Source organism: Amycolatopsis nalaikhensis (genome assembly GCF_030264295.1).
GTDB classification, from domain to species: Bacteria; Actinomycetota; Actinomycetes; order Mycobacteriales; family Pseudonocardiaceae; genus Amycolatopsis; species Amycolatopsis nalaikhensis.
Genome location: NZ_CP127173.1, coordinates 456,615 through 480,139, shown reverse-complemented (window position 1 = coordinate 480,139; position 23,525 = coordinate 456,615). Strand labels below are relative to the sequence as shown.

Annotated in this window: 18 protein-coding genes and 2 tRNA genes; 11 read left to right on the top strand and 9 right to left on the bottom strand. The window is 72.2% G+C overall.

The features are described 5' to 3' along the window. The first annotated feature begins 1 nt into the window (after nt 1). Nucleotides 2-772, top strand: coding sequence for a fumarylacetoacetate hydrolase family protein (locus tag QP939_RS02350; RefSeq protein WP_285454838.1), 771 nt, complete (start codon nt 2-4; stop codon nt 770-772). Here QP939_RS02350 and QP939_RS02345 read toward each other — a convergent pair. Further along, a complete protein-coding gene (locus tag QP939_RS02345; RefSeq protein WP_285454837.1) occupies nt 769-2,019 on the bottom strand; it encodes an FAD-dependent oxidoreductase in 1,251 nt (416 codons plus the stop codon). The genes QP939_RS02350 and QP939_RS02345 overlap by 4 nt on opposite strands. A gap of 94 nt (nt 2,020-2,113) precedes the next feature. Between QP939_RS02345 and gltX the strand changes: the two genes are divergently transcribed. The 4 genes from gltX to QP939_RS02325 all read left to right on the top strand — a co-directional run bounded on the left by gltX (nt 2,114) and on the right by QP939_RS02325 (nt 4,828). After that, nucleotides 2,114-3,592, top strand: a complete 1,479-nt coding sequence (gltX, locus tag QP939_RS02340) for a glutamate--tRNA ligase (RefSeq protein WP_285454836.1) — start codon at nt 2,114-2,116, stop codon at nt 3,590-3,592. A gap of 205 nt (nt 3,593-3,797) precedes the next feature. After that, the gene (locus tag QP939_RS02335; RefSeq protein ID WP_285459620.1) at nt 3,798-4,532 is read left to right on the top strand and encodes an HAD family hydrolase; all 735 of its coding nucleotides are present in this window, start codon (nt 3,798-3,800) and stop codon (nt 4,530-4,532) included. Between the two features lie 49 nt (nt 4,533-4,581). Further along, nucleotides 4,582-4,653 (top strand) — tRNA-Gln (locus QP939_RS02330). Between the two features lie 102 nt (nt 4,654-4,755). Continuing rightward, nucleotides 4,756-4,828: transfer RNA gene (locus QP939_RS02325), tRNA-Glu, on the top strand. A gap of 375 nt (nt 4,829-5,203) precedes the next feature. On the opposite strand, the gene QP939_RS02320 is transcribed toward QP939_RS02325, so the two are convergent. From QP939_RS02320 to QP939_RS02300, 5 genes are all read right to left on the bottom strand, one after another. Continuing rightward, a complete protein-coding gene (locus QP939_RS02320; protein ID WP_285454835.1) occupies nt 5,204-6,160 on the bottom strand; it encodes a helix-turn-helix transcriptional regulator in 957 nt (318 codons plus the stop codon). Between the two features lie 53 nt (nt 6,161-6,213). Beyond that, nucleotides 6,214-8,808 (bottom strand): hypothetical protein, encoded by a 2,595-nt coding sequence (locus QP939_RS02315; RefSeq protein WP_285454834.1) that lies wholly within the window; start codon nt 8,806-8,808, stop codon nt 6,214-6,216. Nucleotides 8,809-8,990: 182 nt separating this feature from the next. Then, complete coding sequence (locus QP939_RS02310) at nt 8,991-9,404, bottom strand: histone-like nucleoid-structuring protein Lsr2 (RefSeq protein WP_285454832.1); 414 nt, start codon at nt 9,402-9,404, stop codon at nt 8,991-8,993. Between the two features lie 179 nt (nt 9,405-9,583). Next, entirely contained in the window at nt 9,584-9,772 is a 189-nt protein-coding gene (locus tag QP939_RS02305) for a hypothetical protein (RefSeq protein ID WP_285454831.1), read from the bottom strand. A gap of 197 nt (nt 9,773-9,969) precedes the next feature. Next, the gene (locus QP939_RS02300; protein WP_285454829.1) at nt 9,970-10,626 is read right to left on the bottom strand and encodes an HU family DNA-binding protein; all 657 of its coding nucleotides are present in this window, start codon (nt 10,624-10,626) and stop codon (nt 9,970-9,972) included. Nucleotides 10,627-11,705: 1,079 nt separating this feature from the next. Between QP939_RS02300 and QP939_RS02295 the strand changes: the two genes are divergently transcribed. The 5 genes from QP939_RS02295 (at nt 11,706) to QP939_RS02275 (ending at nt 21,320) form a co-directional block, all read left to right on the top strand. After that, nucleotides 11,706-13,448: an ATP-binding protein gene (locus tag QP939_RS02295; RefSeq protein WP_285454828.1), complete on the top strand. Its 1,743-nt coding sequence runs from the start codon at nt 11,706-11,708 to the stop codon at nt 13,446-13,448. Nucleotides 13,449-13,473: 25 nt separating this feature from the next. Then, nucleotides 13,474-14,634 carry an exonuclease SbcCD subunit D gene (locus QP939_RS02290; protein ID WP_285454827.1) on the top strand — a complete coding sequence of 387 codons (1,161 nt, stop codon included), beginning with the start codon at nt 13,474-13,476 and terminating at the stop codon, nt 14,632-14,634. A gap of 1 nt (nt 14,635) precedes the next feature. Next, nucleotides 14,636-18,037 carry an AAA family ATPase gene (locus QP939_RS02285; RefSeq protein ID WP_285454826.1) on the top strand — a complete coding sequence of 1,134 codons (3,402 nt, stop codon included), beginning with the start codon at nt 14,636-14,638 and terminating at the stop codon, nt 18,035-18,037. After that, nucleotides 18,034-19,011, top strand: coding sequence for a hypothetical protein (locus QP939_RS02280; RefSeq protein ID WP_285454825.1), 978 nt, complete (start codon nt 18,034-18,036; stop codon nt 19,009-19,011). Before QP939_RS02285 ends, QP939_RS02280 begins: the two co-directional genes overlap by 4 nt. Nucleotides 19,012-19,268: 257 nt before the next feature. Continuing rightward, nucleotides 19,269-21,320 (top strand): glycoside hydrolase family 3 C-terminal domain-containing protein, encoded by a 2,052-nt coding sequence (locus QP939_RS02275; protein ID WP_285454824.1) that lies wholly within the window; start codon nt 19,269-19,271, stop codon nt 21,318-21,320. 64 nt (nt 21,321-21,384) lie between these two features. Here QP939_RS02275 and QP939_RS02270 read toward each other — a convergent pair whose 3' ends face one another. Both QP939_RS02270 and QP939_RS02265 read right to left on the bottom strand, forming a co-directional pair. Beyond that, on the bottom strand, nt 21,385-21,960 hold the full coding sequence (locus tag QP939_RS02270; RefSeq protein WP_285454823.1) for a hypothetical protein: 576 nt from the start codon (nt 21,958-21,960) through the stop codon (nt 21,385-21,387). A 59-nt stretch (nt 21,961-22,019) separates the two neighbouring features. Further along, complete coding sequence (locus QP939_RS02265) at nt 22,020-22,274, bottom strand: hypothetical protein (RefSeq protein WP_285454822.1); 255 nt, start codon at nt 22,272-22,274, stop codon at nt 22,020-22,022. 99 nt (nt 22,275-22,373) lie between these two features. Between QP939_RS02265 and QP939_RS02260 the strand changes: the two genes are divergently transcribed. Continuing rightward, nucleotides 22,374-22,688 (top strand): nuclear transport factor 2 family protein, encoded by a 315-nt coding sequence (locus QP939_RS02260; protein ID WP_285454821.1) that lies wholly within the window; start codon nt 22,374-22,376, stop codon nt 22,686-22,688. A gap of 13 nt (nt 22,689-22,701) precedes the next feature. Here the strand turns inward: QP939_RS02260 and QP939_RS02255 are convergent, their stop codons facing one another. Further along, nucleotides 22,702-23,403 (bottom strand): IclR family transcriptional regulator, encoded by a 702-nt coding sequence (locus QP939_RS02255; protein WP_163046815.1) that lies wholly within the window; start codon nt 23,401-23,403, stop codon nt 22,702-22,704. Nucleotides 23,404-23,525: the final 122 nt, after the last annotated feature.

Sequence of the window (23,525 nt, the reverse complement as noted above, 5' to 3'; positions counted from 1 at the left end):
CGTGCGCCTAGCCCGTATTGCTCATCCCGGTGGTGTCGCGTTCGCCTCGATCGAAGGCGACGGTGACGACGCCCAGGTCCTCGAAATCGCCGAGCACCCCTTCGGCCAGCCGAACTTCACCGGCAAGCGGTGGCCGCTGGCCGACGTCCGGCTGCTCGCGCCGATCCTGCCGTCCAAGGTGATCGCCGTCGGCCGCAACTACGCCAAGCACGCGGCCGAGTTCGGCAACGAGGTGCCCGCCGCGCCGATGCTGTTCATCAAGCCCTCGACCACGGTCATCGGCCCGAACGCGCCGATCCGGCGCCCGTCGGACGTCGGCCGCGTCGACTTCGAGGGCGAGCTGGCCATCGTCATCGGGCAGCCGGTGAAGAACGTGCCCGCCGCCCGCGCCGCGAGCGCCATCCTCGGCTACACGGTCGCCAACGACGTCAGCGCCCGCGACCTCCAGAAGTCCGACGGCCAGTGGGGCCGCGCCAAGGGCTTCGACACCTTCTGCCCGCTCGGGCCGTGGATCGAGACGTCGCTCGACGCGTCCGACCTCTCCCTCAAGGCCGAGGTCGACGGCGAGCTGAAGCAGGACGGCCGCACGTCCGACCTCGTCCACAAGATCCCCGAGCTGGTCGAGTTCGTCTCCGGCGTGATGACGCTCCTGCCCGGTGACGTCATCCTCACCGGCACGCCCGAGGGCGTCGGCCCGATCGAGGGCGGCCAGAGCGTCTCGATCACCATCGAAGGCATCGGCACCCTGACCAACCCCGTCGAGAACGTCTAATCCCTCGCCACCGGCTCCATCGGCCGCCGGGCGAACGCCGGAGCGTGCTCCGGCCGCAGCCCGAGGCCGAGGAGCCGGGCCGGGAGGTACGACAGCCGCGGGAACCGCGCGAACGCCTTGATCATCGGCGCGGGCGGGCCGTTGCGCTTGCCGTTCATCACCGCGCGCACGACGCCGCGGTGCAGCAGCCGCTGCAGCCCCTGCACCAGCAGCGTCGGCGCCAGCCGCCGCGCGCGGACCTTCGCCAGGTCGGCCTGCGTGGGACGCCCCCGGCGCAGCGGTTCGGCCAGCAGCGTCGCCGCCGCGACCGCGTCCTGCACCGCCAGGTTGATGCCGACCCCGCCGATCGGCGACATCGCGTGCGCCGCGTCGCCGACGCACAGCAACCCCTCGACGTGCCACTTGGGGAGCAGGTTGAGCCGCACGTCGAGGAACTTGACGTCGTCCATCGTCTCGAGTTCGTGCACGCGGTCGGTGAACTCGGGACAGATCTGCGTCACGTTCTCCCGGAACGCCTCGATGCCCTGCTCGCGCAAGTCCTCGCCCTTCGGCGCGAGGTAGGCGACCTGGTAGAAGTCCGGCCGGGGGAGCGGCACCGCGAACCGGCGGTCGCGCATCTTCGGCAGCAGCATGCCCCCTTCCTCGCCTTCGCCGCGCGAGAGCCGGAACCACCAGACGTCGAACGGGCAGTCGTACTCGCGCGGCACCAGCCCGGCTTCCCGGCGGGCCAGCGACCACCGGCCGTCGGCGGCGATCACCAGGTCGGCGCGCAGTTCGCCGGTCTCACCGGCCGCCGTGCGGTAGGTGATGCCCGCGACGCGGCCGTGTTCGCGGACCAGCCCGGTGCATTCGGTCTCCATCCGCAGGACGAACGTCGGTTCCTTGCGCGCGCTCTCGGCCAGCAGGTCGAGGAAGTCCCACTGCGGCACCATCGCGATGTACGGGTGGGGGACCTTCAGCCGGGTGAAGTCGGCGAGCTTCATCATGTCGCCGTTCTCCTGCGGGAAGCCGGCCGCGCGCAGCTCGCTGTGCGGCAGCGCGTGGAAGCGCTCGCCCAGCCCCAGCTCGTCGAGCAGCGTCAACGTCGACGGGTGGACCGTGTCGCCGCGGAAGTCGCGCAGGAAGTCGGCGTGCTTCTCCAGCACCGTCACCTCGACGCCGGCCCTGGCCAGCAGGAGTCCCGCGACCATCCCGGCCGGTCCGCCGCCGATGACGACGCAGCCCGTGCGCTCGGTCATCTCCACCATCTCCCCATCTATTCATCGCCTGTTGAATAACTTGAGGATGCACCCGGCCGGTCCCTGCGTCAAGCGATGTGGCGGCGGATACGCTGATCGGGCTATGAGTGAGAATTCGGTGGTTCGCGCGCGCTTCTGTCCCTCGCCGACCGGCACCCCGCACGTCGGGCTGATCCGCACGGCCCTGTTCAACTGGGCCTTCGCCCGGCACAACCAGGGGCAACTGGTCTTCCGGATCGAAGACACCGACGCCGCGCGCGACTCCCAGGAGTCCTACGAGCAGCTCCTCGACGCCCTGCACTGGCTCGGCATCGACTGGGACGAGGGCCCCGAGGTCGGCGGGCCGTACGGGCCGTACCGCCAGAGCGAGCGCCGCGCGGTCTACGCCGACGTCGCGGCGAAGCTCCTCGAAGCGGGCGAACTGTACGAAGCGTTCTCGACGAACGAAGAGGTCGAGGCTCGGCGCAAGGCGGCCGGTCTCGACCCCAAGCTCGGCTACGACAACTTCGACCGCGACCTCACCGAAGAGCAGCGCGCCGCCTACCGTGCCGAGGGCCGCGCGCCGGTGCTGCGGCTGCGGATGCCCGACACCGACATCGGCTGGACCGACCTGGTCCGCGGCGACATCACGTTCCCGGCCGGCACCATCCCCGACCCGGTGCTGGTGCGCGCCAACGGCGAGCCGCTGTACACGCTGACCAACCCGGTCGACGACGCGCTGATGAAGATCACGCACGTGCTGCGCGGCGAGGACCTCCTGCCCTCCACGCCCCGCCAGATCGCGCTGTACGCGGCGCTCGAGCGCGTCGACGTGGCGGAATTCACTCCGCGGTTCGGCCACCTGCCCTACGTCATGGGCGAGGGCAACAAGAAACTGTCCAAACGCGACCCTTCGTCGAACCTCTTCAACTACCGCGACCGGGGCTTCATCCGCGAGGGCCTGCTCAACTACCTGGCCCTGCTGGGCTGGGGCATCGCCGACGACCGCGACGTGTTCGGCGTCGACGAGATGATCGCCGCGTTCGACGTCACGAAGGTCAGCGCCAACCCGGCCCGCTTCGACGTCAAGAAGGCCGAGGCCATCAACGGCACCCACGTGCGGGCGCTGCCGGCGGCCGAGTTCGTTTCGCGCGTCACGCCCTACCTCGTCACCGCGGGTGTCCTGCCGGAATCGCCGAGCGAGGAGCAGCGGGCCCGGCTGGCCGCGATCGCGCCGCTGGTGCAGGAGCGTGTGACCGTCCTCTCCGACGCCGCTCCGATGGTGCGCTTCCTCTTCGTGTCCGAAGACGCTTTCGCGCCGGAGGAAGACGCCGCGGCGAAGAACCTCGGCGAGGCTGCGCAGCCGGTGCTCGCGGCGGCCGTGGCGGCGCTCGAGGCACTGCCGTCGTGGGAGACCGCGGCCATCGAGCAGGCGCTCAAAGACGCCCTTGTGGACGGTCTGGGTCTCAAGCCCCGCAAGGCTTTCGCGCCGGTTCGCGTCGCCGTGACCGGACGGACGGTTTCTCCTCCGCTGTACGAATCGATGGAGCTGCTCGGCCGGGATGTCTCGTTGGGACGTCTCCGTCGCGCATTGGCCGGATAACCGAAAGAAGACGGTTCGCCAACTGGGAGTAGAACCGGTGAGCCGGAACAGGGGAGCGGCAATCACCTCTTTGGCAGCGTCGCGAACGCGGCGGTTGCCCTAGCCTCACTGGGTGGATTTCGCCCTGGCACCCCGGACCCCGTCGCGAACCGCCCCGCCCGCCGCGGCGGCGCCCGAGCCCTGGGCGCCGCCCGAGCTCCGGCTGGTGTGCCTGGACATCGACGACACCTTGATCGACTGCACCGCCGCGATCCGCCGCAGCCTCCACATCCTCACCGGCCGGGGCGACCTGTGGCCGCTGTGGGACCTGATCACCGAAGAGCACGTCGCGCTCGTCGTCGCCGGTGAGCTCGACTACGCGACCATGCACCAGCGCCGCACCGACTGCTTCCTCGCCGAGATCGGCATCCTCGCCGACGCCGAGCAGGTCAGCTCGTTCGAGCGCCGCCGAAGAGAGCTGCTCGACCACTCGTGGCAGCTGTTCGACGACGTCCTCGACTGCCTGGAATGGCTCCGCGCCGCCGGCCTGATGCTGGCCGCGGTGACGAACGCCTCGGGCACCCACCAGCGCAAGAAGATCGCCGACCTGGGCCTGGCACCGTTTTTCGACCACGTCGCGATCGCGGGCGAGCTGGGCGTGGCCAAACCCGATCCGGTGATGTTCCACACGGTCTGCCTCGGCCTGGGCTGCGCACCCGCCCAGGCGGTCCACGTGGGCGACAAGCTGGACACGGACGCGATCGGCGCGCACGACGCGGGCCTCGGCGCGGTCTGGCTCGACCGCGACGGCATCGGCGAGCGCGCCCCCGAGGGCGTCCACACGGTGGCCGGCCTCGCCGAGCTGCCTGAGCTGCTGGTTTCGGAGTACGCGACGATCGGCGTCCCCGCCCAGCGGCGCAGTGGCACCCCCGCGTACACGGTCCGGAACGGCGTGCTCTAGTATTTCTCCTCGTGCGGTGCTGAACCGGCGAGCCGGGGATGTACCTCACTGGGGTATGGTGTAATTGGCAGCACGACTGGTTCTGGTCCAGTTAGTCTAGGTTCGAGTCCTGGTACCCCAGCTGCGGAGAGTGACCCCCCTGCGGAGCGAGAAATCGCCTCTGGTAAGTTCTCTCCAGCAAGAAAAACAGAAAAGCCCCTGGGAAACCAGGGAAAGATCCTAAGCCCCCGTCGTCTAGCGGCCTAGGACGCCGGCCTCTCACGCCGGTAGCGTGGGTTCGAATCCCATCGGGGGTACTTCACGAAAACGGCATCGACTTCGGTCGGTGCCGTTTTCGTTGCGCGGGGTTCGGGAGCCCGGGCTCGGGTGGTGCCGGGCCGCTGCGCGCTGCTGCTTCGACGCGGGGAGCGGGGGCGGGCGATGGTGTTGCCCGAGTCGCGGCGGGGGGCCGCCGGGAGATGCTGTGCCAGGCGGCTGCGCGCTGCGTCGGTGCTGTGAACGGGGCGGGCGATGGTGTTTGCCCGAGTCGCGGCGAGCGGCCGCTGGAGGACGCTGCGCCAGGCCGCCGCGCGCCGCCCCGATGCGGTCGACAGGCCAGGCGATGGCGCTGCCCGGGTCGCTGTGCCAAGCCACCGCGCGCGAGGCACCGCCGCCGCGGCCTTGCCAGGCGGCTACTCGCTCGCCTCCAGCAAGCGGTGCGCCAGCGTGCGGAGGTGGTCGCGCAGCTCGGGTGGTTCCTCGACCACGAACCGCGCGTCGAGTCCGATGAGGACTCCCGGGACCCACTCCCACCTCTCCGCCTGGAACCGCACCCGGACCCAGCCGTCCTCGGTGGCGTTCACCCGGGCGATTCCCGGCGGCAGGCGCGACCGGATCCCTTCGGCGTCGCCGCGTACTCGGACCGATACCTGGTGGCGCCACGGTGTCCGCGCCAGATCCTCCAGGAGGTGGGCCGCCGGGTCGAAGCCCTCCGGTACCTCGAACGCTCCCTCGCGGGCCGCCGCGCGCGTTATGCGGTCCACGCGGAACGAACGCACCTCGCCGCTTGCCGAATCCGCTCCTGTCACGTACCACTTGCCCGAGTGGGCGACGATTCCGTACGGGTGCACGACCCGTTCGCTGCTTCGCCCCTCGCGGCCCGTGTAGCCGATTTCGACGGGGCGGCGGTCGCGCATGGCGTCGGCCACCCGCAGCAGCACCTCGGTCTCCGGGTGCGTCGCCGGGCGGACCGGGGCCGTGAAGTCCGCGTTGTCCAGCAACGCTTCGAGCCGCGCCGCCAGTCGCTTCGGGAGCACCCGGCGCAGCTTGGCCGTCGCGCTTTCCACCGCCGTCGCCGACGCCGTCACCACTCCCGCGCGGCGCCCGGCCACCAGCCCGAGCAGGACGGCCACCGCCTCTTCGTCGGTCAGCATCAACGGCGGCATCCGGTAACCCGGCGCCAGACGGTAGCCGCCGTAGCGGCCGCGCACCGAGTCGACCGGTACGTCCAAGTCGACCAGGTGCTCGATGTAGCGCCGCACCGTGCGCTCGTCCACCTCGAGCCGTTCGGCCAGCTCGGCTGTCGGGCGAGTCCCGCCGCCCTGCAGGATCTCCAGCAGGGCGAGCACGCGAGCCGCGGGTCGGGGCATGGAGTTCCTTGCTACCGGGCGGATTGTGACCGGTATCGACTCTAGCGCCGCCGTCACATCCCGGCGCGCCGTCCGCGGATGACGTCCGCGAGGTTCGCCACCACCACGTCGAACACCGGGTCGTCGTAGTACGCGCTGTGCCCGCGCAACGGCGACTTGGGCCGGTCGTCGTGGTCGGCCGCGAACTCGGGATCGCGCAACCGGATGTCGTGCCCGAGGCGGAAGGCCATCGCCGTTTCGACCGCGCCGTTCTCGCCCTCGTGCGGTTCGCCCGCGACCACCACGCCGGATTCCAGCGGCCCCGGGGTGGGGAAACCGGTCCACCGAACCTCGTCCGCCGGCCACGTCCGGCCGGTCGCCGGCCAGGTCAGCACCGGGCCGCCCAGTGGGTCGGTCCAGCGGAAGACGTTGTACCACCGCTGGTCGAGTTCGCTCCACACCCGCTCGATCCGTTCGTAGCCCAGGTAGGCCGGGAACACCCGCGGGTACGCCCACTGCAGCTGCGAGCCGTAGCTGACGAAGCCGATCTTGCGCAGGGACGTGCCTTCCCGCCGCAGCACGGAAAGCGCGGCCGCGCAGACGACGCTGCCCTGGCTGTGACCGGACAACACGACGGCGTCGGCGACGTTCTCGCCGAGGTACTTCGCGCGGTGCGCCGTCTCGAGCACGGCGCGGCCGCCGTAGGGCGGTGGGCAGATCGGGTGCACCAGCCGGGGCCAGAACGCGAGCAGGTCCCACACGACGCCGACCGCGGTCCGCAGCTTCGCCCCCTGCCAGGACCGGAGGCCGAGCAGCAGCAGGGCGCTGAGCAACCCGGCGAGCACCCACGCGCCGATGGTGGTCAGTTGCGGGGATTCCACGTGCTCCAGCGCCGAATCCAGCTCGTCCCGCCACGACACGACGAACGTCCGCAGCAGCGCCACGACCCCGGCCAGGCCGACGAGCACGCCGCCGCCGACCGCCAGGACCGTCAGCCCCCAGTGGTACCGGTACTTGGTGAGCGCGAGCCGCCAGACCGTGCTGACCCGGCGGACCACCCGGGGATCGGGCGGAACGTCGGCGGGGTAGTCGGCCGCGGCGCGCTCGGCGAGCCCGTCGTGACCCCACCCGCGCCACCACGCGACTCCTCCGGCGGCGAACAGCAACCCGGCCGTGGGCAGCGCGGGTGGCCAGGCTCGCCCGGTCCAGAAGAACGCCAGGGCCGCCGCACCGAACGCGGCGCCGCCGAGGAAGAGCGCGGCCGCCCGGCGCTGACCGCCGAGCGCGGCGGCCAGCGGGAGCAGGAACAGCAGGAGCCCGATCGCGAAGACACCCCAAAGCCACGCGCTGGTCCAGTAGCTCACGCCGAGCTGGATCGGCCATTCGACGTCGCGGCAGCCGCACGCCTCGGCGACGTCGGGGACGTCGCCGCGGGTGCGGACCGGCTTCCCGAGCAAGTCGGCGACGCGGAACGCCAGTCCACCGCTGAACCCCGCGGCGAGCAGGGTCGCGACGGCGGCGAGCACCCACGTGCCCCACCCCTTCCACAGCGGCCGGAAGGCGTCTTCCGTGGCCATGAGCCGCTTGCCGGCGGAGGAGACGCGCAGCCACGCACAGGCGATCGTCAACCCGATCAGCAGCAGCACCATGGCCGAAACGGCTTCGATCCGGGGCGCCGCTTCGAACCCGGCGAGCGGCGCCGGGTCGAGGTGCGTTTCGGACCACAGCGCGGCCGTCGTCCACGCGCCGGTGCCGAGCAGGTATGCGGCGCAGAGCCAGCGAAGCGGGGTCACGAACACCGGCAGCTCGACCGCGTCCCGGCCCCGGGGATCGGCTTTCAGGTTCTTCGGTTCCGGTCCCCACGCGACGACGACCAGCACGGCGAGCAGCAAGACCGAGCCGACGCCGAGCACCACGAGGTGGAGACCGTCCTTGAGCGCGAGGAAGGCGTTGAAGAGCAACCCGAGCACGGTGCAGGACGCGGCGACGTGCATCGCCCGCAGGGTCGGGGCTTTCGGGGACGTGTGCCAGAACGCGGCGTCGCCGAACGTGCCGTTCGGGCTGGCCCACGCGCGCAGGGTGCCGCGTGGTTCGTAGAGGAACGACTGGCGGCCGAACCACCAGAAGAGGAGCACGACGGCCACGGGCGGTGCCGCGCCGAGCAGCAGCCGCGGCCCGACCTCCGCGCTGGTGACCTTCGCCAGCCACGGGTTGTCCTGGAGGCAGACGACGCTGGCGGCGCACTGGTGCATCACGATTTCGAGGGACACGTACGCGACGTTCGTGACGAGCATCGAGGTGAGCACCAGGCCGAGCAGCCGCAGCACGGCGTCGGCGAACCGGGCCCCGCCGGTGCGCTTGCCGCCGGGCAGGAGCAGCGCGTAGCGCGAGAGGTTCAGCAAGGCGAACGGCGCGAGCGCGAGCCACAACGCGCGGCTGGGCGAGCCGGAGGTGAAGCGTCCCCAATGGAAGGCTTCGACGATGCGCCACCTGCGTGCCGTACCGCCCACGGGTGGCGTCGCCAGGAGCTGGCGCCTGCGGAAGAACCGGGCCATGTCGTCCCCGGCGACCCGCCGGGGCTCGGGATCGCCGAGCATGACCTCGGGTGGTGTCCCGTGCACGCCGTGGACGCGCAGTTCCACCACAACGGGTGCTGGGGTTCCGGTCATCGGCACTCCCGCTCGTCGAGCGTCGTGCCGGTAAGTCGGGGAACCCGCCCGGGACCGTTACGGCCGTGTCCGTTTCGAAAGGTTCAAAGAAAAAGGCACCGCCGGCGGTCGAGGTGGTTCTTCCTCGCCGCCGGCGGGCCCGGTTCCGCGTTGTCTCCCCAGTGTTCTGACAGCCACCGCCGTCACTTCTTGGCGGCGGCCACCTTCTTGCGCGGCGCCCGCTTGCGCGGCGCGGCGGCGGGGGTTTCGGCCTCCGCCGCCTGTGCCGTCTCGTAGGCCGCGATCACCTCGGAAGAAAGGCGGCCGCGCTCGGAAACCTCGTAGCCGTTCGCGTTGGCCCAGGCGCGGATCTGCTGGTTGCGTTCCCGGTCCGTGGTGCTCGTCGTGGTCGACTGCCCGGTCGCGACGCGGACCTTCCGGCCGCCGATGCGCCGCCCGGCGGCGATGTAGCGGGCCAGCTCGTCGCGCAGGGCGGTCGCGTTCTGGTCCGACAGGTCGATTTCGTAGGTGACGCCGTCGAGACCGAACTGAACGGTCTGGGCGGCGGTGCTGCCGTCGATGTCGTCCAGGATCTCGACGAGGACTTTCTGGGCCACGTGAATGCTCCTCAAGCTGGATGTGCGTCCGGGAACGCGACGTGTGACAACTTGCACAATGGTCGTCGTTCTTGGGTGGAGTGTATCCAGCCGGGGATCGCCGGGGCAATTTCCTGTGACCACCGGCGCCGCGGAGATCCGGGAATTCACAAGGCGACGGTAAAAAGGCGGCGCGGAAACTAGGTTCCCGACGGTGTCGTGCCCTGTTCGCCGTGGTGGTACGGCGGGTCCGTTTCGAGTGCCTCGTCGGCCATCCCTTCGGCCGGATCGGCGAGATCCGCCTCCTTGGCGGCGTCTTTGGCTTCCTGGATGTGCTGCCGGGACCGGGCGAGGTCCGCCTCGGGATCCTGGTTCTCGTTCGCGGTCATCACCACTCCTTGCCGGGGGACGTCATTTCCGACGACTACCCCGCGCGGCCCGGCGGCAACCGTCGGCGCGGTCCGGCCCCTCACCCCATCGGGTGGGGCGGGACCGGTTCCGGGTGGCTTGAACGCCGTTCTCCGCGCCGGAAACGCCGAAGGGCCCCGCACCACGTGGGTGCGGGGCCCTTCCGAGGTCGCCGGTGTTACTTCTTCTTGGCGGCGGAGGTGCGCTTGGCCGGAGCCTTGGCCGCGGTGGTCTTCTTCGCGGCGGCGGTCTTCGTGGCGGCCGGCTTGGCGGCGGCCTTCGCGCGGGTGGTGGTGGCCTTGGCCGCGGTCGCCTTGGCGGGAGCCTTGGCCGCGGTCTTCGGGGCCGCCTTGGTGGCGGTGGCCTTGGCGGCCGGCTTGGCCGCGGCGGCGCGGGTGCGCGTCGTGGTCGAGCGCGTGGTGGCCGGCTTGGCGGCGGCCGCCCGCGAGGTGGTGGCCCGCGTGGTGGTGGCCTTCGCGGTGGTCGCCTTGGCGGCGGTCGCGCGGGTGGTGGTCGAAGCGGTGGCCCGCTTGACCGGGGTGGCCTTCGGCAGCTTCTTGGTGCCGGAGATGACGTCCTTGAAGGTGGTCCCGGCGCGGAAGGCGGGCACGTTGGTCTTCTTGACCCGCACGGCCTCGCCGGTGCGCGGGTTGCGCGCGGTGCGAGCGGCGCGGGCGCGCTTCTCGAACACCCCGAAGCCGGTGATGTTGACCTTTTCGCCCTTGTTGACCGTCCGGATGATGATGTCGACCAGACCGTCAACGGCCTGCGAAGCCACCTTCTTGTCGCCCAGACGCTCCGACAGCGCCTCGATCAGCTGGGCCTTGTTCGTCATTCCAGTCCTCCATAGTGGAACTACTAGTCACGGCCCATCTCGGCCGACACTGCACACGGTATTACCAATACCGCACAAAATCCAACCGGGGGTCGAAATATTTCCTTGCGAGGGCGCTGGTTCCGCCTCCCGAGGGACCGCCGCCGGACGCCGCCCGGAACCGGCCCCGGACTTCGACCATGGCCCTGAGCAGGCAAAACTCTCCTCCCGCGCCGTCCACAGTGGTCGTCCATATAGGACCCGAGGGGTCCGCGGAGACTTTTTCCGCGACACGCCGGTGAGGGTGGCCCCGGCGTGTGTCCCCAGCCACGCCGGGCCCGATCCCGCGCAGCGATCGGGGATCGCGGCCCGCCGCCGGGGCCCTCCGCGGGCCGCCTCGGGGTCGCTCTCCGGGGTCCGCGGCGCCGCTTCGCCGTGGGGCAAGGCGGAAGTGTCCCCGGGGGCCGGGACGGAAGGCGTTGGCGGGCCTCTGGTGGGCGCGGCCGCGGCGCGAGGCCGCCGTCGACGCAGGGAAACCGGACGTGCGGCGTTCGCCGTGGCGGCAGGCGGAAGCGTCTCCGGGGCGGGGACGGGAGGTTCCGGTGGTCGCGTCCGAGGGAGGCGAACGAGGGAGCCGCCCGGGTGCGAGGCCGTCGTCGGCGCGGGGAAAGCCGAGCGTGCGGCCTTCGCTGTGGCGCAGGCGGAAGCGCGCTGGGGGCCGGAACGGGAGGCACCCGTGGCCGAGGTAGGCGGACGGGGACCGGCCTGGAGCGGGAGGCCGTCGTCGGCGCAGGGAAAAGCCCGGGCGTGCGGCGCTCGCTGGGCGCGGGCGGAAGCCCGGAGCCCGGCCGCGTCGCTTCGCTGTGGTGCGGGCGGAAGCGCCCGCGGGGGGCGGCCGGGGGCCGTTGCGGCGCAACGGCGGAACGCCGGGCCGAGCTCGGAAAGATCTTCCCCGTGGGGTGAACTCACTCGTTCGGCGCAGCCGTGGCCTGCGGGGACGGCTGCGGCGCCCCGGGCCGGAACGCCGTGTTGGGCGCGGGACTGTCGGACCGGCGGGCTAGTCTGCGGCGGGAGGAAGCCCCGGGCGGACAGGGAGAACCGTGGACCAGGAGACGCTCACCACCGTGGTCGGACGGGTGGCAGGCACCGAGGACTCGACGCCGCTGCAGTTCCACGTCGCCATCGACCCCGATGCCTATCTGCAGCTCGACGACGTCGTCGTGACCCGGCGGGAACTCCCCGGGCTCGGCCAGGTCACCTCCTACGGTGTCGTGACGCAGGTCAGCGCGCGGCACGAAGGCGCCAGCTTCGGCAGTGACGTCTTCCTGATCTCCGACGGCGTCCTGCCCGCGCAGGTGCAGGAGATCGCCGAGATCGCCACCACCCGCGTCGAGCCCGAGTGCTACGTGCCGCCGAAGCCGGGGTCCGTCGTCGAGCGCGCCGTGGGGGAGGATCGCGCACAGGCGCTGTACTTCGACAACATGACCCGCCAGGTGGCGGTCGGCCTCGGCCGGGACGGCGAACCCGTCTACCTCAACATGGACTTCCTCGACGGCACCCGCGGCGCGCACGTCAGCATCAGCGGTGTCTCCGGCGTGGCCACGAAGACGTCGTTCGCGTTGTTCCTGCTGCACTCGATCTTCCGCGGCGGCGCCCTGCCGAACGCCCACAACGCCAAGGCCCTCGTCTTCTCGGTCAAGGGCGAGGACCTGCTGTTCCTCGACACCCCGAACCGCGCACTCGACGAGAAGCTCAGGGACGAGTACCTCAAGCTGGGGCTGCCCGCCGAACCGTTCGCCTCGGTCGGCTTCTACGCGCCGCCGACACCGTCGGACACCACCGGGAAGCCTTACGTCACCGGGCGGACCTCCGGCGTCGGCGCCTTCTGGTGGACCATCGCGGAGTTCTGCGCGAACGACCTGCTGCCCTACGTCTTCGCCGACGCCGAGGACGAGCGCAACCAGTACACGATGGTCATCCACCAGGTCGCGAACCGGTTGCGGCTGGACAGCACCCCGGCGGGCAAGGACGGCGCCGCGAACGTCGACGGCGAGCTTTGCCGCACCTACGCCGAGCTCATCGACGTCATCTGCGAGCGCGTCACCGACGAGGAAACCCGCGCGAGCTGGGCGGGTGCGGTCACCGGTGCGGGCACGGTCAACGCGTTCATCCGCCGTCTGCGCTCCAGCCAGCGCGCGCTGTCCGGGCTCATCCGCGGCGACCTCGCCGATCACCCGGCGCGCAAGCTGTCCACGGAGAACCAGCAGGTGACCGTGGTGGACATCCACAACCTCGTCGAGCGCGCGCAGCGGTTCGTCGTCGGTGTGACGCTCGCCGCGGAGACCGCGCGCAAGGAAGCCGCCGGCCCGGGCGGGCTGCTGTTCACCATGCTGGACGAGCTGAACAAGTACGCGCCGCGCGAAGGCAGCAGCCCCATCAAGGAGGTGCTGCTCGACATCGCCGAACGCGGCCGGTCCCTCGGTGTCATCCTCATCGGTGCGCAGCAGACCGCCAGCGAGGTCGAGCGCCGCATCGTCAGCAACAGCTCGGTGCGGATCGTCGGCAGGCTCGACGCCGCCGAGGCTTCGCGCCCGGAGTACGGCTTCCTCCCGGCCAGCCAGCGGGTCCGCGCGACGCTGGCCACGCCGGGCACGATGTTCGTGAGCCAGCCGGAGATCCCGGTGCCGATCGCGGTCGGCTTCCCGTTCCCGGCCTGGGCCACGCGGCTTTCCGAGGCGGGGCAGGTGCCGGCCACGACGGCGGCGTCGAAGAAGTCCGATCCCTTCGCGGGCCTGCCCACGCGCGGCGCCGACCCGTTCGACGACGACCCGCCGCCGTTCTGAGACCCGGCAGAAGGAAGGACGAAGGGTGAAGTTCCTGCACACCTCCGACTGGCACGTCGGCAAGACGCTCAAGGGCCGCAACCGGCTCGACGAGCAGCGCGCGGTGCTCGGCGAGATCGTCCGGATCGCGCGGAACGAGCCGTTCGACGCGATCCTCGTCGCGGGCGACCTCTACGAGACCTCGGCGCCCTCGGCCGCGGCGCAGGAGCTCGTCGTGCGCGCCCTGATGGCGCTGCGCGAAACCGGTGCCGAGGTCCTCGCGATCGCCGGGAACCACGACCACGCGGCGACGTTCGAGGCGTACCGGCCGCTGCTGAAGGCCGCGGGCATCCAGCTGACCGGCGATCCGCGCCCGGCGCACGACGGCGGCGTGTACTCGTTCGACGCGCGCTCGACCGGCGAGCGCGTCAACGTCGCGGTGCTGCCGTTCCTTTCGCAGCGCTACGCGGTCCGCGCCGCCGAGCTGCTCGCCGGCACCCCGGCGGACAACGTCGGCCAGTACGACCAGCGCGTGCGCGACATCCTGGAGCACCTCAAGTCGGGGTTCTCCGACGGTGCGGTGAACCTCGTCATGGCGCACCTGACGGTGACCGGCGGCGCGATGGGCGGCGGCGAACGCGCGGCGCAGTCCATCTTCGAGTACCACGTGCCGGCGACGGCGTTCGGCGCCGACCCGCACTACGTCGCCCTCGGCCACCTGCACCGGCGCCAGTCGCTGCCCGCCGCGTGCCCGGTGCACTACAGCGGTTCGCCGTTCGCCGTCGACTTCGGCGAGCAGGACAACAAGAGCGTGGTGCTCGCGGTGGAGGTGACGCCCACGACGCCGGCGAAGATCACCGACATCCCGATCACCGCGGGGCGGCGGCTGCGGACCGTCCACGGCACGGTGGCCGAACTGACCGCCCGCGCCGAGGAGTTCGGCGAGGACTACCTCCGCGTCTACGTCCGTGAGGCGACCAGGGCCGGGCTGCGCGAGGAAGTCCAGGAAGCCCTGCCGAACGCCCTGGAAATCCGCATCGACCCGGAGTTCGCCGCGGCGGTGACGACCTCGGGCGGCGAACGCGCGGTGGCCGACCGGTCACCGGGTGAGCTGTTCGCGTCCTTCTGCGAAGAGCGCGCGGTCGAGGACAAGCGCGTCCAGTCTTTGTTCGCGCGGCTGCACGACGAAGAGACGAGCGGGGTGTGACATGCGGCCTGTGCTGCTGGAGATGACCGGCTTCGCGTCGTTCCGCGACAAGACCGAGATCAGCTTCGAGGACACGGACTACTTCGCGCTCGTCGGGCCGACCGGCGCGGGCAAGAGCACGGTGATCGACGCGCTCACCTTCGCCCTCTACGGATCCGTCGCCCGCTGGGACCACGAAGGCCTCGTCGCGCCCGCGCTCGCTCCGACGGCGAACCGCGCCACCGTGCGGCTGGTCTTCGACGCCGGCGGCGCGCGCTACCACGTCGTGCGGGAAGTCCGGCGCAGCGGCGGGAAGAAACCCACGGTCAGCGTCAAGAACGTGCGCCTGGAACGGCTGATCGACCCCACCGCGCTCGGCGGGCCGGAGGACGACGCCGACCCGGTCGCCGCCGACTCCGAGGTCACCCCGGCCGTCGAACGCCTGCTCGGGTTGACGTTCAAGCACTTCTGCACCTGCGTGGCGCTGCCGCAGGGCGACTTCGCGGAGTTCCTGCACGCCAAGGCCGCCGACCGGCAGAAGATCCTGATCAAGCTGCTGGGCCTGGAGGTCTACGAGCGGATCGGCCGCCGCGCCGGGGTGACGGCGGAGCAGCAGAAGCAGCGCGCCGCCGTGCTCACCGAACAGCTCGGCAGCTACGCCGACGCGACCGAGGAAGCCGTCGACGGGCTGGCCGCGCGGATGACGGCGCTCGCGGAGCTGGACGCGCGCGTGACGGCGGCCCTGCCCGGGTTGAGCGACGCGACCCGCACGCACGAAGAAGCCCGGCAGCTCGTCGCCACGCTGACGCGGGAGCTGGGCGTCCTCGACGCGCTGGAGCGCCCGGACGGCGTCGAAGACCTGGAAACCCGGCGCCAGTCCGCGGCGGATGCGGCGACGGCCGCGCGAACCGGGCTGGAGAAGGCGGAATCGGCGGACGAAACGGCCCGCGCCGCGCTGGCCGCCGCGCCCGCCCGCGCCGAACTCGAGCGGATCCGCGCCGCTCGCACGGAACTCGCCGAGACCGAGTCGGCCCTGCCTGGCCTGGAAGAAGCGGCGAAAGCGGCGTCGCGGGCGAAGGAGGCCGCGGCCGCCGCGGTGACCGAAGCCGTGTCCGCCGTCGAGACGGCCCGGAAGACGCGGGACACGACGGCCCGCGCGGCCGAGGACGCGGCCGCCGAAGCCGCGAAAGCCCGCCGGGACCGCGACCGGCTGGCCGGGGTGCGGCCGCCCGCCGATCTCGGAGACCTGTCGGCGGATTCGGCGCGCGTGGCGAAGCGCACAGCGGACGCCGACGCCCGCCTGCGTGCCGCCGAAGCCGCCGACGCCGAAGCCCGGGCCGCGCTGGCCGCGCAGCCGGACGTCGCCCCGCTCGCCTCGGCGCGCTCCGACGCCCGCACGCTCTACACGGTCTGCGACGCGCAACGGAAAGCCGCGCCCGAGCAGGCCGCTCGCCGCAAGGAGCTCGAAGCCGTGCGAGGAGCCTTCGCCCGCGCCGACGCCGAACTCGCCGCGGCGAAGACCGCGCTGGCCGAAGCCGAACGGACCGGGCAGGCCCTGGTGCTGCGCGCCGGGCTCACCGTCGGGCACGCGTGCCCGGTGTGCGAGCAGGAAGTCTCGACCCTGCCGGACGCCGGTGGTCACGCCCACCTCGCCGAAGCCCGCGAACGCGTGGAGCGGGCCGAACGGGACCGCACCGAGGCCGAGTCCGTGCTGCGCAAGCTGGAACGCGCCGTGGACCGCGACGCCGACTCCGCCGCGTCGGCGGCCGCGCAGGCGGAAGAACTGCGTGTCGTGCTCGCCGGTGTCGACGGCCCACCCGAGTCGGCGGTCCTGCGGCGGCCGGTCGAGGCGTCCTTTTCCGAGCAGGACTACGCGGACCTCGTCGCCGCGGTGCGCGAGCGGGGCGAGTGGCTGTCCGCGACGATCGAGGGCCGCACCCGCGTCGCCGAAGCCGCGCAGGCCGCGGACCGGGAACTGGCGGCGGCCCGCGCCGACCGCGCGGCGGCCCAACGCGAGGCCGATGGCGTGGCGGAATCGTTCGCGGCGGCCAGGGAAGCCCTGCGCGCGGCGCGCGATCCGCTGGTGGAGCTGGGCGCGCCCGCGGTGGACGCCGACGAGGTCCCGGCGGGCTGGCAGCGGCTGACCACGTGGGCGGCGGCCACCCTCGAAGAGCGGCGCACGGCGTTGGCCGCGCTGGAGGCGGCCGCCGAAGCCGCGGGCAAGGAAGCCGTCGTCGCGGCCGACGACCTCGCCTCCGCCGAGCGGACCGCCGAACAGCGGCGGAAACACGCGCAGGAAGCGGCGCTGGCCGAGCAGTCGGCGAGCACCGCGCTGACGACCACGCGGCAGCGTCGCGGCGAACTGGCCGGGATCCTGGAAGGCGCGCCCGCCGCCGAAGTCGTCACCGAGCAGCTGGCGAAGGTCGCCGAACTCGAGAAGGCGACGAAGGCAGCCGACGCGGACCTGCGCACCGCCCGCGCGGCCGCGAAACAAGCCGCGGAAGCCCAGGCGCGGATCGCCGAGGAGGTCGAGGCCGAACGGCAACGGCTGTCGCGGGCGCGCGACCCGCTGGTCGGCCTCGGCGCCCCGCCGATCGACGGCGAAAGCCTCCTGGGCGCCTGGGCCGCGTTGACGGACTGGGCGGCCGCACAGGCGAAAGAACGCCGGGAACGGCTCGCCGTCGCGTCGACGGCCGAGGGTGAAGCGGCCGAAGCGTTGCAGGCGGCCGAACGCGCCGTTTCCGACGACGTCACGGCGTTGGGCATCGAGCTGCCGGACGGGCCGGTGCGCGACCGCGTGCCGGTCGCGCTGGCGACCGCGCGGGCGCGCGCGGAAGCCGACCACACGGAGATGAAGCGGCGCGTGGCGCGCGTGGCCGGGCTGCGGGCCGACATCGCGGCCGCGGAGTCGGAGGCCCAGGTCGCGCGGCTGCTCGCGGACCTGCTGCGCTCGGACAAGTTCCCGCGCTGGCTGATCGCCGGAGCGCTCGACACGCTCGTCGCCGAGGCGTCCGCGTCGCTGCTCGAACTGTCCGGCGGGCAGTTCGAACTGACCCACGACAAGGGCGATTTCCTGGTGGTGGACCACAACGAGGCCGACGCCCGGCGCCCGGTGAAGACGCTGTCCGGCGGCGAGACGTTCCAGGCATCGCTCTCGCTCGCCCTAGCGCTGTCGTCGCAGCTGGGCGCGATGGCCGCGGAAGGCGCGACCAAGCTGGAGTCGATCTTCCTCGACGAAGGCTTCGGCACCCTGGACGAGGCCACCCTCGACGTCGTGGCGTCCACATTGGAGAACCTGGCCGCCACCGGCTCCCGGATGGTCGGGGTGATCACGCACGTGCCGGCGCTCGCCGAGCGCGTCCCGGTGCGGTTCCAGGTGACCCGCGACGGCACCGGTTCGCACATCACCAGGGAGGGCGCATGACGGCCGTGGCCGGGATGCACTTCAGCGTCGATTCGTGGGACCCGGGCTACGGCAGCTCGATGGAGGCCGAAGAGCTGGCGCGCTCGGGTGCCGAGGTCGAGCTGGAGGTCGAGGTGCCCATGGCGGAGTGGGCCCCGATCGACCCGTCGCCGGTGTCGCCGCCCGACGCGGTGTTGTTCGTCGACGGCGTCCGCCGGATCGACGCCCGCGTCTGGATCGACGACCCGGACGGGACGAACTCGGCGTCCATCGGGCTCTGCGCGTCCTACGCGGCCGGGGTGGTCTGCTGCTGCGACGGACGCGCGCACGTCGTCGGGACCGACGTCCGGCGCGGGGTGTTCACGGTGGCGCCGGAAGCGGCCGACATCCCGACTTCGGCGGGGGTGTACCGCGCGTTCCGCGCCGCGGCCAAGGAGGACAAGCCGCTGGCGGTGGTGCTGTCGTCGGCGTTGCAGGAGCAGCTGGCCGAGGCCGAGCTGGACACGGCGACCGCGGCCCGGCAGGCGATCGCCGGCCACGTCGGCAGCGACCTGCTGGTGGTGGACGGCCCGCTGAGCGGCCGCACGCACCTGCCGCGCGCGGTCGGGTTCATCAAGAGCCACCAGACGACGTACCTGCCCGGCGAGCTCAACGCGATGGTCGGGCAGCTCGGCCCCCACCAGCGGACGCCGGTGTTCCTGATGGGCACGACGTGGGTGCGCCACTCCTGGTACCTGCGGCTGCCGTCGGCGGGCGGGCCGCCGTGGTCGGGGGTCGTGCGGGTCGAAGCGGCGCCGCACCTCGGGCGTCCGGAGGTGGCCGAGCTGGCGAACCTCACGCAGTCCGTGCTGGGGCGGTTCGCGTCCGTGCCGTACAAGGACTCGCGGGCGCCGCAGAACCTGTACCCGATCGCGGGCCTGGAGCGCGACCTGCGGCACCGGCTCGGCGACCAGCAGTTCGTCTACCGGGCGCTGCGGCTGGCCGCGGCCCGCTGAGGCCCCGGGGCGGTGGCCTGGGGAAACCACGGCCCCGGGGGGTCCATTGTGGAGAGTGGGCCGCCGTTAGGCCGATCAGGGCTTTCTTCGGCGTCCTTCGTCCCTCGCTTCCGTCACGTCCTCCACGCGTGAGCCGCGGAAATGGTTGAGTCCACAGTCGATTTCATGTACGTGAACGGAAATCGAGTCTATGTTTCGCCGTCACGTATGCGTTAGCTTGGCCGCCGGTGATCCCGTTCGGTGGCGAGGGAGACGCGATGCGCAACGGCCGGCTGGTTCTCGCGGTGGTACTGGGGTTGTCGCTGGCGACCCCGGCGATGGCGGACGCGCAGCCCTGGCGCGACGCCCGGCAGTCACCGGACCGCCGGGCCGCGGAACTGATCGCGGCGATGACGCTCGACGAGAAGATCTCCCAGCTGCACCTGCAACCCGACGCCGAGCACCAGCGGTACGTGCCGCCGATCCCGCGGCTGGGCGTACCCGGCTTCCGGATCGCCAACGGCCCGGCGGGCATGGGCCCGGCCGACGACAAGCCGCAGAAGCCGGCGACCGCGTTGCCGGCCACGATGGCGCTCGCGTCGACGTTCGACACCGGGCTCGCGCGCCGCTACGGCAGGCTGATCGGCAGCGAGACGCGCGCGCTCGCGCACAACGTGTCCGAGGCGCCGGACATCAACATCGCCCGCGTCCCGCGCAACGGCCGGACGTTCGAGGGGATGGGAGAGGACCCGGTGCTCGTCGGCGCGCTGGCCGCCGCCGACATCCGCGGCATCCAGGAGAACGGCACGATCGCCGAGGTCAAGCACTACGCGGCGAACAACCAGGAGACCCAGCGGTTCAGCATCGACGAGCACATCGACGAGCGGACGCTCAACGAGATCTACCTGCCGCACTTCGAGCAGTCGGTCACCGAAGGCCGCGCGGGTTCGGTGATGTGCGCGTTCCCGAAGATCAACGGCGTGTTCCTGTGCGAGAACCCGGAGCTGCTGCAGGGCAAGCTGCGCGACGAATGGGGGTTCAAGGGGTTCATCCAGTCGGACTGGGGCGCGGCGCACAGCACGGTCGGGTCGGCGAACGCGGGCATGAACCTCGAGATGATCGACGGCACGTGGTACGGCGACAAGCTGAAGCAGGCGGTGCTGGCCGGGCAGGTGACCGAGCGGCGCGTCGACGAGCTGCTGCTGCCGCGGTTCCGCACGATGTTCGCGTTCGGGCAGTTCGACCACCCGCCGGTGCTCACCCCGCTGCCGACGGCCGAGCACGACGCCGCGGCGAAGGAGTTCGCCGAGCGCGGCATGGTGCTGCTGCGCGACGAACACGCCCAGCTGCCGCTCGACCCCGCGGTGCGCTCGATCGCGCTGATCGGCCCGTTCGCGACGAAGGCCAAGACCGGCGGCGGAGGCAGCTCTGCCGTCATCCCGACGTCCACAGTGGACCCGTTGCCGGGGCTGCGGCAGCGCGTGCCCGGCGCCGCGGTGACCCTCGACGACGGCAGTGACCCGGCGCGGGCGGCCGAGCTGGCCCGGAGCGCGGACGTCAGCATCGTGATGGTGGGCGACAACGAGACCGAGGGCAAGGACCGGCCGAGCCTCGCGCTGGAGGGCGACCAGGACGCGTTGGTGACGGCGGTCGCCGCGGCGAACCCGCACACGGTGGTCGTGGTGAAGAGCGGCGGGCCGGTGCTGATGCCGTGGGCGTCGAAGGTACCGGCGATCCTGCAGGCGTGGTACCCGGGCCAGCAGGACGGCGCGGCGGTGGCGGCGGTCCTGTTCGGCGACGTGAACCCGTCGGCGAAGCTGCCGATCACGTTCCCGGCGGCGGACGCGGACACCCCGGCGAACACGCCGGAGCAGTTCCCGGGCGTCGACGGCGTGGCGAAGTATTCGGAGGGGCTGCAGGTCGGCTACCGGTGGTTCGACGCGCAGGGCCGGACGCCGCTGTACCCGTTCGGCCATGGGCTGTCGTACACGACGTTCGCGTTCTCGGGGCTGTCGGTGCGGCCGGCCGGGGACGGCGCGCTGGCGACGTTCACGGTGCGGAACACGGGGCGTCGCGCTGGTGCCGACGTGGCGCAGTTGTATCTGGGCTTCCCGGCGGCCGCGGGCGAGCCGCCGCGGCAGCTGAAGGGGTTCTCGCGGGTTTCGCTGGCCCCTGGACAGGCCCAGCGGGTGACGATCCACTTGACCGCGCGCGACTTTTCGACGTGGGACACGCTCACCCACACGTGGCGGCCGGTGCGGGGCGGGTTCACGGTGTCGGTCGGGGATTCGTCGCGGTCCCTGCCGCTGCGGGCGTCACTGACGCGATGATGGCGGGTTATGGTCTTCAACGCACTCGACGAGAACGCATCCCGCCTGCCGCGTCCACCCGCGGTCAGGCTTTGCAGCCGGGCGCCGTCGCCGCCGCGGTCATCAGCTCGGCTGACTCCGTCAGCGGGGCGACCGGGTCGTAGGTGCCGTCGACGTCCTGCTGCGCCTGCTCGATGGCCTGCGCCGCCGGGTCCTGGGACGCCTCGTCGCCGGGCTTCGCGCGGTCGAGCGCGGTTTTGGCGTTCGCGGCGCGGTCGCGGGCCGTGGTGAACTTCGTGACGTACGCCTTCCGCACCTGCTCGGCCAGCGGGACCGGCGCGGGCGGCAGCGCGCTCAGCTTGTCGACGACCTCGCCGGTCCGCGTCGCGATCCCGCCGAGTTCGGCACTGAGGGCTTTCTGCGCTTCGGCGACCGAGCCCGGCTCCGGCTTGCCCGGCCCGGCTTCCTCGTTGGTGCGCTTCCGGTAGCCGTGGATGGCACCGCAGAAGCCGTCCATCCAGCTGACCGTCGCCGGATCGGCGGTGGGTGTCGCGGGCGGCGTCGCGGGCGCGGTCACGGTGACGACCGGCGCACCGGCGCCCGGCCCGCTGCACGCGGCCAGCATCAGGCAGCTGCCGAGCAGCCCGAGCACGATCTTCATGGCGTCCCCTCGCGGTCGTCCTCCGCGGGTACCACGCGCGAGGCCGCCGAATGGTTGCATCAAGCGGCGGCTCGAGCTTCGCCGAGCGCTTCCCGGCCGTCCGCGGTGAGCTCCGCCCGCGCCCACTGCCCGACGGCCACGACGTGCGCGGGCTGGATCAGGCCGGCCCGCGCGAGGGCGTGCGCGGTCGCCTGGTCGCAGCAGGGCAGGCCGTCGACGCGCAGGTCCGGTTCGCAGCTGCAGGTCAGTTCGGCCCGCCCGGCGCCGACGGCGCGCAGCATCGCCAACGCCCGCCGGTTCAGTTCGGTGACCATGTGTCTCCCCCTCCGTGGTGCTGTCCCTGAGGAGACGTGACCGCCGTCACCGAATACGCGGATTTCGCGAGGTTCCCCCGAACGGTGCACGATGACGGCATGACAAACGAGATCGGCGACCCGGCGGTGCGAGCGTTCATCGACGCGCTGAACGCGGGCGACCGCACAGCGTTCCAGGCGGCTTTGACCCCGGACGCGACGATGTCCGACGACGGCACCGACCGCGACCTGGCGGAGTGGACCGAGCGGGAGATCTTCTCCAGCCAGGGCCACCTCGAGGTCGAGCGGGCGGAGGACGAGGGCCGCAAGTTCGTGGCGAGCTATTCGAACTCGACGTGGGGCGCGATGCGGACCCGCTGGCAGTTCTTCATTCGCGACGGCAAGGTGGCGCGCTTCGAGACCGGGCAGGCCTGAACCCCGACCCGGTTCAGAGCCGTTCCTGCAACGCGTCCGCCGCGGCGAGCAGGTCCGCGGCCCAGCGCGCCCCCGGCTTGCGCCCGATCCGCTCGATCGGCCCGGAAACCGACACCGCCGCCACGACCGTCCCCGCGGAATCGCGCACCGGCGCCGAGATGCTCGCCACCCCCGGCTCGCGCTCGGCCACACTCTGCGCCCACCCGCGTCGCCGCACCTCCAGGAGCGTCCGCTCGCCGAAGACCGCGTCCGCCAGGATCGTGCGCTGCGTGTGCGGGTCCGCCCACGCCGCCAGTACCTTCGCGCCCGAGCCCGCCGTCATCGGCAGGCGGGAGCCGATCGGGACGGTGTCGCGTAGCCCACTCGGGGGCTCGGCCGTCGCCACGCACACGCGCTGGACTCCGTCGCGGCGGTACAGCTGGACGCTTTCGCCCGTCACGTCGCGCAGCTTGGGCAGGACGACGCCCGCCGCGTCGAGGAGGGGGTCCGTCGAACCGCCCGCCAGCTCGGCGAGCGCGGTACCGGGGCGCCAGCGGCCGTCCGGGCCGCGGCGCAGCAGGCGGTGCACCTCGAGGCCGACCGCGAGCCGGTGCGCCGTCGCCCGGGGCAGGCCGGTGCGCGTGCACAGTTCCGCGAGGCCGCAGGGGTCGTCCGCGACCGCCTGCAGGACGGCCACCGCTTTGTCCAGTACTCCGATACCGCTATGCTGTCCCACGACCCGATACTAGCGTCCCGCACTTTGGGAAGTCCAGCATCTGGGAAACCCTGAACTCGAGCTGCGCTCCTCCCATCGCGGCTCGCACCCGCTCCGTAAGTGCGCGCCCGAGTTCGACGACG

Coding starts and splice junctions, on each gene's coding strand:
- QP939_RS02345 (WP_285454837.1), bottom strand. CDS start 2,019: ATGGTGGAGATGACCGAGCGCACGGGCTGCGTCGTCATCGGCGGCGGA.
- gltX (WP_285454836.1), top strand. CDS start 2,114: ATGAGTGAGAATTCGGTGGTTCGCGCGCGCTTCTGTCCCTCGCCGACC.
- QP939_RS02320 (WP_285454835.1), bottom strand. CDS start 6,160: ATGCCCCGACCCGCGGCTCGCGTGCTCGCCCTGCTGGAGATCCTGCAG.
- QP939_RS02315 (WP_285454834.1), bottom strand. CDS start 8,808: ATGACCGGAACCCCAGCACCCGTTGTGGTGGAACTGCGCGTCCACGGC.
- QP939_RS02305 (WP_285454831.1), bottom strand. CDS start 9,772: ATGACCGCGAACGAGAACCAGGATCCCGAGGCGGACCTCGCCCGGTCC.
- QP939_RS02300 (WP_285454829.1), bottom strand. CDS start 10,626: ATGACGAACAAGGCCCAGCTGATCGAGGCGCTGTCGGAGCGTCTGGGC.
- QP939_RS02285 (WP_285454826.1), top strand. CDS start 14,636: ATGCGGCCTGTGCTGCTGGAGATGACCGGCTTCGCGTCGTTCCGCGAC.
- QP939_RS02280 (WP_285454825.1), top strand. CDS start 18,034: ATGACGGCCGTGGCCGGGATGCACTTCAGCGTCGATTCGTGGGACCCG.
- QP939_RS02275 (WP_285454824.1), top strand. CDS start 19,269: ATGCGCAACGGCCGGCTGGTTCTCGCGGTGGTACTGGGGTTGTCGCTG.
- QP939_RS02270 (WP_285454823.1), bottom strand. CDS start 21,960: ATGAAGATCGTGCTCGGGCTGCTCGGCAGCTGCCTGATGCTGGCCGCG.
- QP939_RS02265 (WP_285454822.1), bottom strand. CDS start 22,274: ATGGTCACCGAACTGAACCGGCGGGCGTTGGCGATGCTGCGCGCCGTC.
- QP939_RS02260 (WP_285454821.1), top strand. CDS start 22,374: ATGACAAACGAGATCGGCGACCCGGCGGTGCGAGCGTTCATCGACGCG.